Annotated in this window: 14 protein-coding genes and 2 rRNA genes (1 of these 16 running past the window's edge); 4 read left to right on the plus strand and 12 right to left on the minus strand. The window is 40.6% G+C overall.

Features of this window, described 5'->3' with window-relative positions; all coding sequences use genetic code 11:
* The 11 genes from IGJ00_RS13800 to IGJ00_RS13850 all read right to left on the minus strand — a co-directional run.
* Positions 1-568 (minus strand): 23S ribosomal RNA (locus tag IGJ00_RS13800); it reaches 2,347 nt to the left of the window's first position.
* Positions 569-798: 230 nt separating this feature from the next.
* Positions 799-2,359: ribosomal RNA gene (locus IGJ00_RS13805) — 16S ribosomal RNA — on the minus strand.
* Together the 16S and 23S rRNA genes form the textbook arrangement of a ribosomal RNA operon.
* Before the next feature lie 545 nt (positions 2,360-2,904).
* Positions 2,905-4,467: a glycoside hydrolase family 43 protein gene (locus IGJ00_RS13810; protein WP_438844538.1), complete on the minus strand. Its 1,563-nt coding sequence runs from the start codon at positions 4,465-4,467 to the stop codon at positions 2,905-2,907.
* Positions 4,454-4,879 (minus strand): DUF4064 domain-containing protein, encoded by a 426-nt coding sequence (locus IGJ00_RS13815; protein WP_010734183.1) that lies wholly within the window; start codon positions 4,877-4,879, stop codon positions 4,454-4,456. Before IGJ00_RS13815 ends, IGJ00_RS13810 begins: the two co-directional genes overlap by 14 nt.
* Positions 4,880-5,785 carry a pectinesterase family protein gene (locus IGJ00_RS13820; protein ID WP_438844539.1) on the minus strand — a complete coding sequence of 302 codons (906 nt, stop codon included), beginning with the start codon at positions 5,783-5,785 and terminating at the stop codon, positions 4,880-4,882.
* Positions 5,785-6,666, minus strand: a complete 882-nt coding sequence (locus IGJ00_RS13825; RefSeq protein ID WP_142433567.1) for an alpha/beta hydrolase family protein — start codon at positions 6,664-6,666, stop codon at positions 5,785-5,787. Before IGJ00_RS13825 ends, IGJ00_RS13820 begins: the two co-directional genes overlap by 1 nt.
* 5 nt (positions 6,667-6,671) lie before the next feature.
* A complete protein-coding gene (locus tag IGJ00_RS13830; protein ID WP_161642628.1) occupies positions 6,672-7,991 on the minus strand; it encodes a glycoside hydrolase family 28 protein in 1,320 nt (439 codons plus the stop codon).
* Positions 7,988-9,091, minus strand: coding sequence for a glycoside hydrolase family 88/105 protein (locus IGJ00_RS13835; protein WP_071867559.1), 1,104 nt, complete (start codon positions 9,089-9,091; stop codon positions 7,988-7,990). Before IGJ00_RS13835 ends, IGJ00_RS13830 begins: the two co-directional genes overlap by 4 nt.
* Positions 9,092-9,173: 82 nt before the next feature.
* Positions 9,174-10,679, minus strand: a complete 1,506-nt coding sequence (locus IGJ00_RS13840; RefSeq protein WP_071867558.1) for an extracellular solute-binding protein — start codon at positions 10,677-10,679, stop codon at positions 9,174-9,176.
* Positions 10,676-11,317 (minus strand): YesL family protein, encoded by a 642-nt coding sequence (locus IGJ00_RS13845; RefSeq protein ID WP_071867557.1) that lies wholly within the window; start codon positions 11,315-11,317, stop codon positions 10,676-10,678. Before IGJ00_RS13845 ends, IGJ00_RS13840 begins: the two co-directional genes overlap by 4 nt.
* A 15-nt stretch (positions 11,318-11,332) precedes the next feature.
* Positions 11,333-12,304: an ABC transporter permease gene (locus IGJ00_RS13850; RefSeq protein ID WP_071867556.1), complete on the minus strand. Its 972-nt coding sequence runs from the start codon at positions 12,302-12,304 to the stop codon at positions 11,333-11,335.
* A gap of 283 nt (positions 12,305-12,587) precedes the next feature.
* Between IGJ00_RS13850 and IGJ00_RS13855 the strand changes: the two genes are divergently transcribed.
* Complete coding sequence (locus IGJ00_RS13855; RefSeq protein ID WP_023520460.1) at positions 12,588-13,460, plus strand: carbohydrate ABC transporter permease; 873 nt, start codon at positions 12,588-12,590, stop codon at positions 13,458-13,460.
* Between the two features lie 164 nt (positions 13,461-13,624).
* Here IGJ00_RS13855 and IGJ00_RS13860 read toward each other — a convergent pair whose 3' ends face one another.
* Positions 13,625-15,814 (minus strand): helix-turn-helix transcriptional regulator, encoded by a 2,190-nt coding sequence (locus IGJ00_RS13860; RefSeq protein WP_071867555.1) that lies wholly within the window; start codon positions 15,812-15,814, stop codon positions 13,625-13,627.
* Between the two features lie 372 nt (positions 15,815-16,186).
* Between IGJ00_RS13860 and IGJ00_RS13865 the strand changes: the two genes are divergently transcribed.
* Genes IGJ00_RS13865 through uxaC form a run of 3 tightly spaced genes read left to right on the plus strand, consistent with a single transcriptional unit; the run spans position 16,187 to position 20,559 of the window.
* Entirely contained in the window at positions 16,187-17,599 is a 1,413-nt protein-coding gene (locus IGJ00_RS13865; RefSeq protein WP_071867554.1) for a tagaturonate reductase, read from the plus strand.
* Between the two features lie 5 nt (positions 17,600-17,604).
* Positions 17,605-19,110, plus strand: a complete 1,506-nt coding sequence (locus tag IGJ00_RS13870) for a UxaA family hydrolase (protein WP_071867553.1) — start codon at positions 17,605-17,607, stop codon at positions 19,108-19,110.
* A 45-nt stretch (positions 19,111-19,155) separates the two neighbouring features.
* Positions 19,156-20,559 carry a glucuronate isomerase gene (gene uxaC, locus IGJ00_RS13875; RefSeq protein ID WP_142433565.1) on the plus strand — a complete coding sequence of 468 codons (1,404 nt, stop codon included), beginning with the start codon at positions 19,156-19,158 and terminating at the stop codon, positions 20,557-20,559.

Genomic DNA, 20,559 nt, shown 5'->3' on the forward strand with positions numbered 1-20,559 from the left:
GTTGTAGGCACACGGTTTCAGGTTCTATTTCACTCCCCTTCCGGGGTGCTTTTCACCTTTCCCTCACGGTACTGGTTCACTATCGGTCACTAGGGAGTATTTAGCCTTGGGAGATGGTCCTCCCGGATTCCGACGGAATTCCTCGTGTTCCGCCGTACTCAGGATCCTCCTAGGTGCCTTCCAAATTTCATCTACGGGGCTTTCACCCTCTTTGACTGACTTTTCCAAGTCATTCGACTATCTGAAAGAACTACCATATCGGAGTCCTACAACCCCAATGAGCAAGCTCATTGGTTTGGGCTTTTCCCGTTTCGCTCGCCGCTACTCAGGGAATCGAATTTTCTTTCTCTTCCTGCAGGTACTTAGATGTTTCAGTTCTCTGCGTCTACCTCGTATACGCTATGTATTCACGTATACGTAACATCCTATAAAAGATGCTGGGTTCCCCCATTCGGAAATCTCTGGATCATAGCTTACGTACAGCTCCCCAAAGCATATCGGTGTTAGTCCCGTCCTTCATCGGCTCCTAGTGCCAAGGCATCCACCGTGCGCCCTTATTCACTTAACCTTATCAACCTTGCGGTTGGGTTTTGATCTTTCTTCTAGCGATAGAAGTCCAATCAAGAAAAATAAGCAATTGAACTTATTAAAAAACTCATTCAACGCGGTGTTCTCGGTTTGTATTACTTACATTTTTACTTCAATATCCAGTTTTCAATGAACAAAATTTTGAGAGTAGACCTCTCAAAACTGAACAAAGTATCGACAAACGTGTGTAGTCTCCGTAATATTCCTTAGAAAGGAGGTGATCCAGCCGCACCTTCCGATACGGCTACCTTGTTACGACTTCACCCCAATCATCTATCCCACCTTAGGCGGCTGGCTCCAAAAAGGTTACCTCACCGACTTCGGGTGTTACAAACTCTCGTGGTGTGACGGGCGGTGTGTACAAGGCCCGGGAACGTATTCACCGCGGCGTGCTGATCCGCGATTACTAGCGATTCCGGCTTCATGTAGGCGAGTTGCAGCCTACAATCCGAACTGAGAGAAGCTTTAAGAGATTAGCTTAGCCTCGCGACTTCGCGACTCGTTGTACTTCCCATTGTAGCACGTGTGTAGCCCAGGTCATAAGGGGCATGATGATTTGACGTCATCCCCACCTTCCTCCGGTTTGTCACCGGCAGTCTTGCTAGAGTGCCCAACTAAATGATGGCAACTAACAATAAGGGTTGCGCTCGTTGCGGGACTTAACCCAACATCTCACGACACGAGCTGACGACAACCATGCACCACCTGTCACTTTGCCCCCGAAGGGGAAGCTCTATCTCTAGAGTGGTCAAAGGATGTCAAGACCTGGTAAGGTTCTTCGCGTTGCTTCGAATTAAACCACATGCTCCACCGCTTGTGCGGGCCCCCGTCAATTCCTTTGAGTTTCAACCTTGCGGTCGTACTCCCCAGGCGGAGTGCTTAATGCGTTAGCTGCAGCACTGAAGGGCGGAAACCCTCCAACACTTAGCACTCATCGTTTACGGCGTGGACTACCAGGGTATCTAATCCTGTTTGCTCCCCACGCTTTCGAGCCTCAGCGTCAGTTACAGACCAGAGAGCCGCCTTCGCCACTGGTGTTCCTCCATATATCTACGCATTTCACCGCTACACATGGAATTCCACTCTCCTCTTCTGCACTCAAGTCTCCCAGTTTCCAATGACCCTCCCCGGTTGAGCCGGGGGCTTTCACATCAGACTTAAGAAACCGCCTGCGCTCGCTTTACGCCCAATAAATCCGGACAACGCTTGCCACCTACGTATTACCGCGGCTGCTGGCACGTAGTTAGCCGTGGCTTTCTGGTTAGATACCGTCAAGGGGTGAACAGTTACTCTCACCCTTGTTCTTCTCTAACAACAGAGTTTTACGATCCGAAAACCTTCTTCACTCACGCGGCGTTGCTCGGTCAGACTTTCGTCCATTGCCGAAGATTCCCTACTGCTGCCTCCCGTAGGAGTTTGGGCCGTGTCTCAGTCCCAATGTGGCCGATCACCCTCTCAGGTCGGCTATGCATCGTGGCCTTGGTGAGCCGTTACCTCACCAACTAGCTAATGCACCGCGGGTCCATCCATCAGCGGCACCGTAAAGCGCCTTTCAAAACGAAACCATGCGGTTTCGATTGTTATACGGTATTAGCACCTGTTTCCAAGTGTTATCCCCTTCTGATGGGCAGGTTACCCACGTGTTACTCACCCGTTCGCCACTCCTCTTTTCCCGGTGGAGCAAGCTCCGGTGGGAAAAGAAGCGTTCGACTTGCATGTATTAGGCACGCCGCCAGCGTTCGTCCTGAGCCAGGATCAAACTCTCATAAATAAAAGTTAGAACAATCTTGCGATTGTTAAGCTCAATTTGTTTGCTAGCATATTGCTTGCTTGTTAAAAATGTTTGTTGTCTTGAATTGAATCAAGACGCCCTACACATTTGGTTTGTCTTACTTTGTTCAGTTTTCAAAGGTCTACGTGATAATTGAAACACAACTGCCTCAACTTATCGTTTGTGATCGCCGTAGCAACTTTTATATCTTAGCAAACTCTCGAATGATTGTCAACTATTTTTTAAAAGTTTTTTGAACTCGTTTTTCACAAGGTCGTTTCAGCAACTCACTTATCATAACTCATCGTTTGTTATTTGTCAACATGTTTTTTTGTTTATTTCTTAATAAAATCAACATCTAAAAACTCATCTCTCATAACCAACTTCGTTATATTATCACATGGAATTATGATTGTCAACAAAACTTTTAAACAAATTTCATGATTGTTTTCATGTTTCAGCAACGTTGACTATACTATCATTAAAAAAAAGATTGGTCAAGGTAAAATTTAACTTTCACTGCACCTAATCTTTTTTTATTTATTTCATTCCATTTCTATTTCCTGATAGTTGAAATATTCAAAATCAGCATAGCTCCCTCCTCTTACGTTTAAATCCTGCACACCAATACCAACAAAGTTTCCTGTAAAACCACCTGATAGTGTCTGCACATCAATTTCAGCACCGATTTTTTTCCAGTCTTGCGAACATTTCACATAAAATTGTCCAAAAGTCTTTTCAACAACTACTTTAATCACTGTCTCTCTTCCTCTTAGCGGATAAATTTCAGGCCTAATCGTAACATGTCCGTCAACTGCACTAAGTAATCGGAGACACTTCCCTATCTTTTCATCCCAGGTCACACAACAATAATAATAATTTTCTTCATTTAGAAAAAGAAGCAGCCCAGCCATTTGGTTGAAGTGCTTTGGCTCATATTCCATCTTAGTTTGTGCAATAAATGAAAACGTTGTTTGCCGTATCGCTAATAAGTGTTGGTCAAACGTTGACTGCAGTGATTCTCCTGCGAGCATTCTTAGATAGCCATATCGGCTAGTCAAATCGCACCAAGTTGTGTCTGGTAAACAACGACGAGCGTTCCAACTTTTTTTCATTTCACCTGCAAAATCATCAAAAAAACAAGAATTGATCTTTTGGATCACTTTCTCTTGTGTTGGAATGGTGACGATCTCTCTTGGTTCATTTCCTCCTTCTTTTATCCGCAACCAATAGTCTTCTGTCCAATACACTTCTTGAATAGCTGTTTCTCTACCTAAGATAGCAACACCTTCGATAGGGCGAGTACAAAGATGGACTATATACCATCTGTCGAATTCTGTTTGAACTAAACTTGCATGTCCCGCACATTGTAAACTTGAGCTTGGATACCCATTTGCTGTCAACATTGGATTTTGGGGATCGACTTCGTATGGTCCTAACAAATCACGACTACGACAAACGGTAACAGCATGTCCACTACCAGTACCACCTTCAGCAGTCAGCAAATAATAGTAATCATTGACATAGTAAAGATGAGGTGCTTCGGTCTTTGCGAGTTCGGTTCCTGTAAAGATCGTGTGAATCGGCCCGACTAGTTGTTTTTGTTTTGCATCATATTCTTGAATGACGATCCCTGCTGATTTATTCGGTGTAGTTAGTCGAAAATCCCAGATTTCATTCAAAAGCCATTTCCTACCTGTACGTGGATCATGAAAAAGCGAGGGATCAAAACCACTACTATTTAGATAGATTGGACTTTCCCAAGGTCCATTGATATCCTCTGCGATCATCATGTAATTGTGGGTGTCTTTAAAAGGACGTGTTACGCTTTTAACCTCTGTATAAATAAGATAAAATCGCCCAGCTGAGTAACTGATTTGTGGCGCCCAGATACTTCCATTGATTGGATGACCCTTTAACGATACTTGATCAGTTAAAATATCTGTTTTATGTTCCCAATTGATCAGATCTGTCGATTCATATACACGAATACCTGGTAACCACTCAAAAGAAGAAACGATCACATAATAAGAACTACCCACTTTCAAAATATTCGGGTCTGGATTAAATCCTCGAATGATTGGATTGACTACTTTACTTTGAAACATCCGATCTCCACCTTTGCTCTATTTTTTGGCGATACATACTTGAACCCGCTGCTAATAGATAGAAAAAGACAAAAGGGTACGCAATGAATTGTGTACCGAACAACAACAGGACTCCTGAAATCAAATAAATGAGTGCCGCCATCGGACTTGCTTTTCCCTTCAACGATAGGTAAAGAGCCAGACACAGCCCAACCAATGAGAGGAATAGGCTAACGCTAAACAACCCCGTCATGCTCCGTAGTGACTCAAAGGTTTCTTTTACACTACCAAAGCCCTCTAATGAGAGAGCTTGGTATGTTTCTCGAAAATTTGAAAGGGACATTTGATTGAAGGTCACAGCAATCCCACCAAAAAACAACAAAGCGGTAGACCCACCGATCAAGCCAAAAGTTATTTCCCATTTTTTCGTCATCTAATCGACCTCCGTTTCCACAGTAACCCATGATGCGCGACAAATTCCCCTTTGATACCTATTATTTTTTTCATAAAAGCGTGCTGTTTGTCTGTTTTGTTTCTCATCCCAGTCATGCCAGCCACTTTGGTAGACATGCGCTCCTACATCACACTCTTCAAATGTCACCTGAGCATACGGACGCCAAGGTCGACCTAAATAGATAGAAGGTGCCTCGAAATCTGCGATGATTGCACACCTAAAAAAAAGAAAACCTCGTTCTTGTTCTTTTACCGTTGAAGCGGCTGTGATATAGCCATTAGAAGAACTAACCAAACTATGGATGAAACAGCGTTCAAACAACGCATCTGCCCCACCGAAAATAAAGTCCACCGTCCCTTCGATCCAACATCGTTCATAAGATTGTCGACAATACTTACGCTCCTTTAACACTGGGGTAAAAAATGGGCGACCATCTTTTTGAATCGGAGGCAACGGTCCTGTGCATAATGTATCTTGTTGCCCGCACAACCGACAATTGATCAACTGGACTTGATGGGCATAGTTGAATAGCGCGACTGCTTGACCTACTTGTTCTCCTGCACCAGCGTTATTGATGATTTGTATATTTTCGAGACGAATATTTTCTCCTTCAAGAAATAGTGTCGCGGTTCGAAATGTTTCTCTTGCTTCACCAGATGAAAGTGTTTGTTTCGCAAAACGGCATCCAACAATCTTTACTTCTCCTTGTCCAAACATTTGGAATTTTGACAGCCGACATTCGATATATTCATGATAGACCCCTTCTCGAATGATCATGGTCTTTTTTACGTAATTCGGCAATGAGCTAAGATAAGCAATTCCTGCTTGAATGGTCTGATAGTCCGCTTTTCTTGGAATCGGGTCGATCACGATTTCTGTTTCCATTACAGGTGCTCCTTTAAAAATGCTTGCCACTTACTTCGCATGTCACGTGTTTCAAAGTGTCCACCATTTAAAGAGTGTCCTTGAAAATTCATTGGTACTCCCAGTTGTTGATAATACAAATCTAGCTGTTTATTCAAGTGATAGACGCCTTCTGTTGGACACATTCGATCGTTTGTCCCTACTATAGTAAGCCGTTTACGAGGAGCAATTTTTTGCTGGATAGCTAGGGTCGTATATTCCTTCAATAAATTAGGAATATAATAATAGTAACCGTGGCAATCTAACATCTGATGTTTCAAGAGCGTTTCAACCTCTACTTGGCTAGCTAGGTCAATACATACTTTCACACGTTCATCCAATGCACTTGTCCACCAACTTAATAGTCCACCCATAGATAACCCCATCGTTGCGATACGTTGTGTGTCAATATCTTCTCGTGTTTCCAAGTAATCGATCAAGCTTAGCACATCAAAGATCCGCATTCCCCAAAGTGTTCGTCCTGTTAATAAGAATTGCTTAAAAAGTTCACTTTCAGCAATTCCACTGCGTTCTTCAAATCCCCAAGCATCGATTGCCCATACCCCATATCCCATACTCGTCAAAACCTTCGCAAACGAAGGTTCCACAAAATAGGATGCACCTTCTAACAATTCACTTTTTCCAAGTGAAAAAGCGCCACCATGCGAGTGCAGATAAATCACAACAGGCAGAGGCTCCCTCTTTTTTGCTGGATAAATATAAATGGCAGGAACAGGTTCAAGATCATTTAATGCCAATTGATAATACTCAATTACTTGATCATCGTTGGTTTTTTGTGATAAACAGCTACCACTCGGTCTCAAGCAACGTGCGTCTCTCCCTAAGTACTCAATCAACTCCATTTTATTTAAGTTCCTTCTATAATAGATACATTCTTTTTATCCAACTCTGTCGATCGCATACGTTTAATTTCGATATCTTCCGAATCTTCAATCATGATTGCTGGTCCTTCATGATGATTGATCGTGATCTGCTGGAAAGAAATATGTTTACCAAACCGCACATAAAATCCTTGTTGGCGCATGGGTTCTAAACCCGTCATCATAGCTGGCACTCCCACTTTTGCATCTTTTGCCATTGATATATCGACATGATCGAAAGAAATGTCTTGAACCGCTTGTTCTGCTAACCCATAAATAAAACCTGCGGAAGCATGGACATTTCTAGCAGTGATCGATGAAAAATGAATACGCCGAACTTGTGGCGTTCGCTCATCGATTGGATACACTTCTTTGTCCCAGACGTAAGGATCTTTGCCACGAGGCCCGCAAAAATAATAAAGATTGATGACAAACGGACACAGTACTTGGTCCATGATCAAATTAGTTACTCGGACATCTTCGATCATCCCCCCTCGACCTCGGCGTGTCTTTAATCGAATCCCACGATCGGTTTGTTGGAATACGCAGTTCGAAATCGTTACATTCCGAATCCCGCCACTCATTTCACTTCCTAACACTACGCCACCATGACCGTGTACCATCGTACAATTGGTGATCGTGATATTTTGACAAGGTACCTTATTAACGGCATCCTCTGTCCCTGCTTTGATTGCAATACAGTCATCCCCAACATCAATATGGCAGTTACTGATATGCACATTGTGACAAGACTCTGGATCAATACCATCTGTGTTCGGGGAATCAGCAGGATTACAAATGACTACATGATCGATCGTCACATCTTGGCAATGATTCGGATGGATCGTCCAACTTGGTGAGTCGACCAACTGGATATCACGAATTGTTACTCGTCGACAATGATCAAAACCAAGCAATTTTGGCCGAGGGTACTCAAGTGTTTCATGCTCCTCTCGAAAAATGCGCCACCAGCTAGGACCACTACCATCTAATTTCCCTAAACCAGTGACAGCAATATTTTCTGCATGTTGCGCATAGATACATGAAGCATAGACCTTTTTAGGTACACCCTCCCAGCTGGATAAAATAGCTGAATACTGAGCTGGGTCATCTGTAAATTTCAATACTGCTCCAGGAGAAAGATACAACTCCACATTACTTTTCAAGCACAATGGCCCCGTTAAAAACTGCCCACTTGGAATGATTACTCTTCCCCCACCTGCTTCGGCTACTTGATCAATGGCTTGTTGGATCACCGTCGTGTTGAGTCTATCGACTGAGGCACCTAAGCTTAAAATATTTATCACTTAGATACACCTTCCACTTCTACTAAGGCTTGCAAAAAGGCACCAACACCTTTTTGATCGTTACATACAATTGGTTCACTAATATAGTAAGCATAAGAACCATCTCTTTGGTCTGCACCGCCTAGACCTGCAACTTGGCAATTTTTATTCAGATTCAGCCAGCCTTCTTTTGTTTCCAAAACAAATTCATCAAACAAACCTTGATAAGATTTTTTCAACTGAGGAAACCACACTTCTTTCTCCAGTATTCCTAAGCGAATCCCCTTTGCCATCGCATAAACGAACATACTGCTTCCTGAAGCTTCTAAATAATTCCCTTTACGTTTCGTTTCGGTTGTTACTTGGTACCAGGTGCCAGTTTCTGATTGATAAGGCAATAATGCTTCCAATGTGGATGTCACAATTTGCCCCAATAATCGACAGTCCACTTCTTTATGCAACAACTCGTAAGTATCGACACACGCCATCAAATACCAACCAATTGAGCGGCTCCAAAAATGATGGGATAATCCCGTTTCTAGATCTGCCCAAGGTTGCTTCATCTTTTCATCCCATGCATGGAACAATAAATTCGTTTTTGAGTCGAACAATCGCTGATAACTGATCTCAAATTGACGTAAGACATCTTGATAATCTTTTTTCGGCGTAAAGGTTTGGATAAATTCTGCATAAAAAGGCGCTCCCATATACAAACCATCTAACCATATTTGCCAAGGATAGATCGCCTTATGCCAAAACACACCTTCAGAGGTCCTTGGATGATTCGACAATTGTTTGGCGCAATTTTCTGCTGCTTTGCGATATTTTTCATCTCCTGTTTCTTTATAGAGGATAAAGAACAGTTTTCCAGTATTGATATGATCGATATTGTATTCTTCTAATTTATAGCCTTTGATCGAGCCATCTTCTTGTACGAAGTAGTCAATATTTGTTTGAATAAAGTCTAAGTACTTCTTCTCCTTCGTTTTCAGCCATAACAACTGAAATCCTTTCAAAACGACACCATAATCATATGACCATTTTCGTTCATATCCTTTATCTTGATACAAATAAGGTGTACGTGCCATAATACTATCTGCTAATTTCTCTGACCAATTCAATCTTCTTCCTCCAATCAATCATTTTAAAAGAGAAAGGGCTGCGGTTGGAATAGTTACAGCCCTTTCTTTGATACATCTACTATTACTGTGCAGCTTTATAAGCCTCTTCATATTCTTCAGCAATTTGATCGCCACCTTGGGCACGCCAATTGCTGATTGCTTGTTTGAATCCATCTTCATCTATTTGTCCCATAATATACTGGACAGTTGCATCGATCATGATTTTTTCGATTTCTGAACCGACTTCATTGTTTTTCTCTGAATCTAATGGAACCGTTGGATCTAACACAACAAACTGTTCATTTTCTTTGACTAATTGATTGGATAATTCTTTCTCTGGATCAGCATCTTTAAATGAAAATGTAACTTCACTTGGTCTTGAACTGGATAATGGTTGCACTTCCTGTTGCCAAAGATCCATGTCGATGTATTCAATCGCGCCATCTTCTTGCAATTGGTAGTGTGTTCCTTCAATACCACCTGTCATCAATTTATACATATCTTCTTCTAATAAATCATCGACAAACTGAAGTAATTTCTTCAATTGCGCTTCATCTTTGACCGAGGATTTAGGAAATGCCAATAGTCCCCCTACGCCATTTCCTTCTGACCATACATGGTAATCCCCATCTTCACCATCTGATATTTTATTTACTGGCACAAGCTCCATCTCTGGTTGAATATCTTTCCCCATATTTTTTAGGTTTTTGATATCGATCATCCCGGTATAGATCCCTGTTTTACCTTGTGCAAATTGTTCCTGTTGATCTGTCTTTTGAGTCACTGCAAAGTCTTGCGCTAAGTAACCGTTTTCAAATAAGTCTCTAGAAAAATTCATCGCTTTCATATACTCATCTGTATCAAATTCAGGTGTAAATTGACCGTTACTCTCTACTTTCCAACCATTCGGTGCACCGTAATACGACGTAAATAATTTGAAGCTCGTGTAACGGATATCACTCGGGGCGCGATCGCCAAAACCAACTGTATCATCGACACCATTGCCGTCTGGATCATTTTCTGTGAATTGCTTCGCTACTTCATAAAGTTCATCCAATGTATCTGGTACTTCCAATCCTAGATTGTCCAACCAATCTTTTCGGATAACTAAACCTGCACGAGCGTAATCTTTTTGCATAGGTACGCCATATAGTGCACCATCGATACTTGCCGCTTCGATTCGATCCTCTGATATCTTACTTAAATTTTTGTAGTCAGCTAAATAATCAGACACATCCCAGAAAACACCGGACTTTAACGCATTTCGCACAGAGGAATTTTTTAACATAGCAATTTGTAGTGTTACGATATCTCCCAGCTCATTTGAAGCTAATGCAGTGGTCAACCGTTCCTCTTTTGACGCATCAGGAATCCAGTTGAACGTCAATTCTGAATTGGTTTTCTCCTCGATTTTATCAACGATCGTATCATTAGGCGGCGAAGCTGTATGTAAAATGTTCAACCACGTGATTCGTGTTTTTCCATCCTCTGTATCTGCGGATGTATCACTTGAATCATTGCCACAAGCTGATAAAGCAAGTATGCTGAGCAAACCGATTCCTGCTGTTACTAACATTTTTTTCTTCATAATTGTTCTCCTTCACTGAATGTATTTTTATCTATTGCTACTTCTTTCTTTTTAAGACGATCAAATAGTTGCACCGCTGTCCAAGTGATGGCAAAAAAGAAGAAGCTACTCCCCATGAATGTCAACATACCAGGCACTAAGCGAATAATTACCGCATAACTGCCAATAATGATTAATAGTAAAACAAGTGAATAATGTAACTGAGAAAAACCAAACAAAAAAGCCATTTTGATTTTATAAAACATCCCTTGCCATTGGTAATGGGCCATAATCGGGAAAATATACAGCGCAGATAACACGTAAAAAAAGCTGATGACCAAAATCACTACGCGTAAGTACCAATTTTGGATATAGGCAAGATCTACGTACAGGACGAAAGCAACTGCAAAATATAACCAACTGATCAACAACGTTTCTTTGTAATTTTCTTTAAAATAGCGAAAGTACGTATGTGTCAGTGGAAAATCTTCAGATGAGCGTAGCCACTTTCGGATCACTGAGACCATTGCGTAAGACGCTGGACCAAAAGTGAATAGTCCGAGACCCAAAACGACTAATATTCCCCACAAAAAATTTAAGTAAACGAGTTGCAGGAGTCTGATCAAATTTTTATTTGTACTCTCTAACTTTTGCAACATCTGTTTGCTCCTTTTCTAGTACACACCGTCTTCACCCAATTTTTTTGCTAACTTGTTCGCAAGTACGACCATAAACAAGCCCACTACACCTTTGAATAAGCCCATTGAAGTACTAAAACTTAATTGTCCATTTTTCAATCCAGCAGTATAGATATATGTATCAAAAATCTCTGCCACACTGCGATTCAATGAATTGAGTAGTAAGTACATATGCTCAAATCCTAAGTCAAGTGTTTGACCAATTTTTAAAATCAACAAGGTAATGATCACTGGACGGATCGCAGGTAATGTCACATGCCACGTCTTACGTAAACGTCCTGCCCCATCCATTTCGGCTGCTTCATATAATTGCGTATCTACTGCGGTGATTGCAGAGAGATAAATGATCGTTGACCACCCTAGTTCTTTCCAAATCACCTGTCCAATGTAGACTGTTCGTGTCCAGTCAGGCGACGTCAAAAAACTTATTTTATCTAGCCCAATACTGGCCAAAAATTCATTGATGACCCCACCGTCCACATTCAAAAAGACATAGGTGATTGAGACGATGATGACCCAAGACATGAAATGCGGAATGTAAATGATTGTTTGGATACTATTCTTGAATCGCTTGTTCGTTACTTCATTCAATAGAAGTGACAGAATGATCGGCATTGGGAAAAAGACAAAAATATTCAGTCCAAACAAAATCAGCGTATTCCTCAACAGCATAAAAAATGTTGGCTCAGTAAATAATCGAATGAAGTGCTTGAAACCAACCCAAGGACTACCAAGAATCCCCAGATAAGGTTGATAGTCTTGGAACGCAATCACTAAGCCACCCATAGGTAAATATCTGAAAACAATGAAATAAAGGATTCCTGGAAGAATCATCAAGTACAAAAATTTATTCGTTTTGATTCCAGCAATCGTCTTCCTTCTTCTTTTTATTCGTTCTTCCTTTTTTGATAAAGTAATTGAACCCAGCTCTCTTTTTACACTCTCCATAAGCCCTCCTTGTTAAACATTGTGTGACTTTAACCGCTATCCACAGCATAAAGGAAGAAAAGTAATTCCGTATATAATCATTTTCACTGACGTAGGTAACTGGCGATCATCACTTGATTCCTCACTTTCCGCTTCATCTGATCGATTTTTTAGGGAATGCCCGTTGCAGCTATATGAAACCTCATGATTTTCCTTCCCTAAAAAATGATTATGTACGTAATTTCAAGCAGATGATAGATTGGAGGTACAAAAATACTTATGGTTTAAGGAGGGTTCTCTCTAAATGAAAAAAAAGGTTTCGCTTGGAGAAAAAAGCTTTACGATTTTTAATTCCATTTTTCTACTATTATTAGCTTTGATCTGTATCGTACCGTTTTTAAATATCATCGCCACTTCATTTGCTTCTACACAAGAAGTCGTAGCAAAAAAATTCATCCTTTTCCCTACTACGTTTTCTTTAGATGCCTATCGTTACATCTTATCTACACCAACGATTTTCCGAGCTTTAGCTGTTTCTATTGGGGTTACTGGGCTTGGGACGGTCGTCAGCATGTGCGTGACTTCATTGATGGCCTATGGATTATCACGTAAATATCTTTTTGGGCGAGGATTTTTTAACTTTATGGTTGTCTTTTCCATGCTCTTTAGTGGTGGAATGATCCCGACATTCTTAGTGGTGCGCTCCTTGGGATTGATCAATTCGTACTGGTCGATGATTTTACCTGTAACTGTCAACGCCATGAACATGATCATCATGCGTAACTTTTTTCAAGCTTTACCTAATAGTTTAGAAGAATCTGCCAAAATGGATGGCTGTACTGATTTTGGGGTCTTTTTCAAAATTATGTTGCCCCTTGCTTTACCTTCCATTGCGACGATTTCACTTTTTTATGCTGTGACCTATTGGAATACTTATATGACGGCGATTTTATACATTAACGATTCCTCAAAATGGCCGATTCAAATCTTGTTACGTCAAATCGTGATCGTGTCAAGCGGGATGCAGGCAGAAAGTAGTGCTGTCGATATCATTCCACCGGCACAAACGATCAAAATGGCCGTCATCGTGATTGCTACAGTGCCAATGTTGGTTGCTTATCCATTTGTTCAAAAGTACTTTGTAAAAGGGGCATTGGTCGGCTCTGTCAAAGGTTGACCCTTTCATACTTAAAGATACGCTTAAAATTAATTATTCATTTAAATAGCACGATCTAAGAAAAACTAATTTTTCAAAGATCGTGCTATTCCTCACAATAAAAACAAATATTTTTCCTGAGTAACTCATGTAGGACTTTAATGATCGGTGTCACTAAGTTGTCCTCAGCGGTTTTTCTTACGGTACTCACCAGGAGTGACGGATTCTTTCTTTTTGAAAAAGCGAATAAAATTTTGTGAGTTACGATATTTGAGTCTTTCTGCTATTTCTTTCACGGATAACGTCGTCTCCGTCAACCACTTCTTAGCGATCTCTAAGCGATAGTTCTGAATGAAATCTCCAAAGTTTTCACCGGTTTCTTTTTTAAACACGTTACTCAAATAGTTAGGATTATAATGAAGGCGATCTGCCACCATGTCTAGCGACAGATCACGATCATATTCGCTATAGATGATATGGATCATTTTTTCTGATAACGATTTAAACTCTTGCTCCGTGATTTCTTGAGAGTTTTTTGTGATCGGTTGAACAAATTGTTCTAACAGCAATTGTTCAAGTTCTTGAGGATGATAAGTATATAACACCTTAACATATATTTGCTTCAATTCTTCAAACTGCGTAATATTCACACCCAATAGTTGCCCCAACTGAACAAATTCATTGACTAAACGAATAGCTACAACTTCTCGATTCAATCGATTTTTATTTTGAGTGAACATCTCAACGATCAATTCGTGAAGAAGGCAACTGACGTGTTCGTTTCCTGAACGGATTGCTTCAAATAAACGATTTTGTTTTTCCATCGGATATTTGATCAGTGTCTTCTCCTGTTGCTCTGAGATGATTTCATGGTAGAACACAATTGAATTTGGTCCAGTGTTTACCCGATGATATAAGGCTTCTTTCGCTTGGTCGACAGATTGCTTACTGTCATTCAGCGTAGTAAAACAATCACTGATCCCAATGCTAACAGTCAATTTGAGATATTCTTGAATCATTTTTTGTATCTGGCGACAGTGATCCATTACTTTTTTATTCGCGAATACTTCTTCCTTTGGACTTCGATAAATCGTTGCTTGCATTTCTTCGTTTAGCACGATAGGAATCATTCGTTCTTCTTTAGGAACAATCTCAGCAATCATTTGGTTGATAGCCAATAGTAATAAATCTCGTTCTCCTCCATGGCTCTCTTCTAAAAGATCGATCTGCACGATTGCTGTATAGTAACATTCATTTTGCGAGTCATAGTTGAACTGCTGTAATCGTTGATCCAATTCCCGTTTTTCCACACGATTTCTAAAGAGGCTCAAGACAAATAAAGTTTCTAGTTGTGGTTTCTGTGTAATCAAATTCGCACTTAATAATTCATTTTCACCAATTACTTGGCTCACTGACTGGACAACGTTCTCTAATTTCTTCCCAGACAAGCCTTCCGAATGGAGATTCAGTCGGTCTTGAATCTGACTGATAGGACGAACATATCGTTCAGAAAAGATATAGGACAAGCCCCCCAGTAAAATGATCAAAGTAAAGGATACAGTGGCTAATCCGATTTGCAAGTTTCGGACAGTCGTACCTATAGTTGCAGGATCGATCTCTAATTGATACTGCCATTGATTGTAATCAGATTGGAGCAAGATGAAATTCCGACCATTCCTTTGAACCACTGTTGGTACATTCGCTTCTATATTTTTGACTGTTATCATCCCTTCTCTTGATGATTCAGCATCGGTAAAAAGGATCTCTGCTCCATAATAGATCGTTAAGCGATCTTCATTGCTTCGTTCAATGATTCGTTTCAGCGCCTGGTGGTCGATCGAAGCAAAACCTAGCGCATATTTTTCACTGACTGCTTTAGGTAATGCAACAACCATTTCAATTCCATCAGATTGTTTCGTCCAAAAAACTTGTTGATCTTGATGGACGTACTGGGCTTTTAAATCAGTCGCTTCTTGTGGTGATAGTTGATTCAGTGAACCATTCACGACACCCCAACCGCCTTTTAGGCTGACTAACTTAAACGCATTTTCCTCCATTGCGATCGTTTCAATAAAATTAAGTTCTTTTCGTACTTCGGAATAAATAGCGTAGTCGGTATGATTCAAGGGAGATTGAAATATTTCGGAGAAGTTTTTAGTGGAGCCGTATGTAGCGAAAGAATACTCGATCGTTCGAAACTTCCATTCTACATTTGTTTTGATTTGTTTCAATAGATTTTGTTTATCTAGTAAATAGTTCTCTTCAATCGAGTCATAGGTGTTGGTATAGATAAATAAGCTAAAGCCAATGACCAGTACCATACCGATAATAAAAATCGGTAAAAACATTTGATAAAACAACATTTTATTTTTCATCAAACTTCCTCTCCTCCCGAAATTAAAAGGCTTACATTTTATGTAAAATTGATTATCTTCTAAAGCAATGAGTATCTTCACTCTTTCAGATTAACATACTACTATTTAAAAACATAAGTTTTTTTGAAAGAGTCAAACCTAACGATATCAAGCTATGTTGACTAAAACTTCTATTCATATTACGATAAATGCGCCACCAATTGATTGATTTAAGCATGAACACAAGCAATAGATTTTGCTATCAACAAAAAACACCAAATTCGTGAAAAATAAGCATGTAGCCGTCATAAAAATAACAACTATTGATAATTCTCGTTACGTTTCAGAGATTTTTATCATAAAATTTTTGTCTCACAGAAAGGAAATCATTCAATGGAAAGATTAACTAAAAAGCAATACCCTAAAAATCAAGCTGCAATTACTTGTCTACAGTTTGGTGAAGGGAATTTTATGAGAGGATTCGTTGATTGGCAACTTCAGCAGTTAAACAATCAAGGCCTCTATCAAGGAAATGTTGCAATCGTCCAACCACTAGCTCACGGACTAAGTGACAAGCTGGCTGAACAAGATCAACTCTATACAGTTCTACTCCAAGGGTTAATTGATGGTAAAGTCATCGATACGACAGAGCCGATCACTGTGATCGACCGTACGCTCAACCCTTACGAGCAATGGCAAGGGTTCCTCGCATTGGCAGAAATCGATGAATTAGCCTTTGTCTTTTCTAATACGACAGAAGCTGGTATTAGTTATCATGAAGCCGATACGCAAAATGATCTCCCCCCAACAAGCTTCCCCGCAAAATTGACTGCCTTTTTGTATCATCGATTCAAAATGAATAAAAATGGACTCACGATCATCCCATGCGAACTGATTGATCGCAATGCAGAGCTTTTAAAAAAATTCGTTTTACAGTATGCAAAAAATTGGCAGCTTGAAACAGAATTTATCGATTGGTTACACCAAGAAAATCATTTTTATTGTAGTTTGGTGGATCGGATCGTTCCTGGGTTCCCGAGAGATGAAATCGATGAACTGCACCAACGATTGGGATATGACGATCAACTGTTGGTAAAAGCTGAACCATTTATGTTGTGGGTGATCGAAGCACCGGAGGAATTGAATGAACACTTACCATTAAAAAAAGCAGGTCTGAATGTTGTCTTGACTGATGATTTGACGCCCTATCGTGAACGAAAAGTCCATCTACTCAACGGTCCTCATACTGCAATGGTGGCGATTGGTCTACTGTCAAACGTCTCAACAGTCGAAGAAGTCATGAAAGATCCTCTACTATCCGATTACATCAACACATTAGTGACTAGGGAATTGATCCCAATGCTACGCTTACCTGAAGAAGAGTTGCTGGCATACGCTAGACAAATCAACGAACGGTTCTTAAATCCTTTTGCACATCATCAATTACATGCGATTGCTTTGAACAGTGTTGCCAAATTTCAAACACGATTACTACCTATTCTAAAAAAATACATTGAAAAAAGGGAAGCACTTCCTTCCTATCTGACTGTCTCATTTGCTGCCTTGATCTTGCTTTATCGTGCCGATCATTCGAAAATCCATGTAAACGATGACCCAATGGTACTCGCTAGTTTCGCTGAAGCTTGGGCTGAGCCAGAGACTGCTGTCCTTCAACTATTGAAAAATCCAACGCTTTGGGGCGAAGATCTATCCGTACTTCCTGATTTAACAGAAACAGTTTCACATTACGTGACAGAGATCGATCAAAAAGGCATTCGTAACGTATTATATGAATTGAAAGGATGAAAAACATGACTGATCCAGATTTCTCCACTCGAATCATCCAATTACACCCACAGGACAGCGTTGTCGTAGCTACTACCACGATTCCAACGAATACAACACTTCGCTTCGATGATGTTACATTAACTACCTTTGAAGAAATCCCCTTAGGTCATAAAATTGCTTTGTCTGATTTGAGCGCAGGGGCTGATGTGATCAAGTATGGCTATCCGATTGGTCATCTCTTGACGGATGTCAAAGCAGGACAATGGATACATACGCATAATATCAAAACAAATCTTTCTGGTGAGGAAAGCTACCAATACCAACCAAAATCATGCCCCATCGTCTATCCACAAGAAAATCGCACCTTTCAAGGCTATCTTCGTGAAGACGGACAAGCTGGGATTCGCAATGATCTCTTTATCGTTCCAACCGTTGGCTGTGTCAATGGAATCGCTGAATTGATCATCCAAGAATATAAAAAACGACATGCAGATGACAATCCTTTTGATCATCTCACGATTTTAAAACATCCTTATGGTTGTTCTCAATTAGGCAAGGATCATGAGAATACGAAAAAGATTCTAGCTGATGCGATCCATCATCCGAATGCTGGCGGTGTGCTTGTATTTGGATTAGGTTGTGAGAATAATACGATACAAGAATTAAAGGCTAGTTTAAATAAATATAACAAACAACGAGTAAAATTTTTAACTGCCCAAGATGTCACTGATGAAATAGGACATGGCGTCTCTTTGCTTGAAGAATTAGCAGAAATCGCACGAAGAGATTTCCGTGTTCCTGTTCCTCTGGATAAACTAACGATTGGGCTAAAATGCGGTGGTTCAGATGGGTTGTCAGGGATTACTGCAAATCCATTGCTAGGTGCCTTTTCTGACTATTTGATTTCACAAGGTGGTAGCACGATCTTGACGGAAGTGCCCGAAATGTTTGGTGCCGAACAAGTTCTGATGGCACGAGCAGAAAATCAAGCAGTCTTTGAATCGATCGTTCGATTGATCAATGATTTCAAACAATATTTTCTCTCTTATAATGAACCAGTCTATGAAAATCCTTCTCCCGGAAACAAAGCAGGTGGTATCTCTACCTTAGAAGACAAGTCACTTGGTTGCACCCAAAAAGCAGGAAATTCAACGGTAGTCGATGTGTTAGCTTATGGTGAAAAAGTACGTAAAACTGGGCTGAGTTTACTGGAGGCACCTGGTAATGACCTTGTTGCCGCATCTGCGTTAGCTTCTGCTGATTGTCAACTCGTCTTGTTCACCACAGGCAGAGGAACACCTTTTGGTTCTTACGTTCCCACGCTAAAAGTATCAACCAATACACCTTTATTCGAACGAAAACAACATTGGATGGACTTTGATGCTGGTGAATTGTTGACTCAATCCATGGCAGAGGTCTTACCTTTATTTATCGATAAAATCATCCGTGTTGCGAGCGGAGAAGAGACAAAAAACGAAGCCAACGATGTAAGAGAACTAGCTATTTTTAAAAATGGTGTCACACTTTGATTTTTCTTATCACTACCCAATCTGAAATTGAAAGAAGTGAAGTAAATGTTTTTATCTGATGATTTTTTATTAACCAATCAATGGTCAAAAAAACTGTACTATTCATCTGCTGAAAAAATGCCGATCATCGACTATCACTGTCATCTATCACCAAAAGAAATTTATGAGAACAAACCTTTCACTAATTTGACAGAAGCCTGGTTGAGTGGCGATCATTACAAATGGCGTTTGATGCGAGCCTGTGGTGTTCCAGAAGAAAAAATCACTGGTCACGCCTCAGATTACGAAAAATTTTACGCTTGGTGTCAAACGGTGCCGAAAATCATAGGCAATCCTTTGTATACTTGGACACATCTTGAATTGAAACGTTTCTTCCAAATCGATTTACTGATCAATGAAGAAAATGCTCTTAATATCTGGGAACAAGCAAATAAACGGTTAGCTGAACCAGCGTTTCGTCGACGAGAGATTGCGAAAAATGCGAAGGTGACTGTCATTTGCACAACAGATGATCCCATTGACGAGTTAGTCTATCACGAATTATTGGCAAAAGAAGAACCTGATCTCACAGTATTACCAGCGTTTCGACCAGATGCTGCATTAAATCTCACCCACGAGGGATTTTCTGAATGGTTGTCAAAATTGTCTCACGTAATTGGCAAACCAATCGCTGATTACACTTCTTTGATCACCGCATTGAGTCAAAGGATCGACTATTTCCACCTGCATGGCTGTCGCCTATCGGATCATGGATTAGATCGCTTGTCCTATCACAAAGCTTCTGAAAAAGAACTTGAACAGATTTTCCAGAAAGCATTGGCAAAAGAAACACTGACACAGACAGAAATTGATGCTTATCGAACAGAAACACTCAACAGGCTGATCCCTCTGTATCATGCGCATGGTTGGACGATGCAGTTGCATCTCCATGCTTATCGTAACTGCAATACCCAAGCATTCACACGCTTAGGGCCAGATACTGGTTACGACGGGATCAACGATCAACCACTAACCAGCCACCTGCAACAATTGCTGGATCATGCCGAGAAAAACAATCAATTACCGAAGACCATCCTTTATTCGCTCAATCCAAATGATTATCCCTTACTGCTTGCTCTGATGGGTAGCTTTCAAAAGGAAACGGCTGGAAAACTCCAACTCGGTTCTGGTTGGTGGTATAACGATACCCGAGCAGGCATGCGTGAACAGATGACACAACTTGCTGATAGCGGTGTTTTAGGAAATTTCGTCGGTATGTTGACGGATTCTCGCAGTTTTCTCTCTTATACACGACACGAGTATTTTCGACGTGTTCTCTGTGAGCTGATCGGTGAAATCGTGGAACGAGGCGAAGCGCCCGAAGACATCCATCTTTTAGGAACCTTAGTGGAAGATATCTGTTATACAAATGCGCGAAACTATTTCGGTTTCTTTGAGGAAGAAAAGTGA

This window comes from Enterococcus sp. AZ062 (assembly GCF_051715065.1).
GTDB lineage: Bacteria > Bacillota > Bacilli > Lactobacillales > Enterococcaceae > Enterococcus_B > Enterococcus_B mundtii.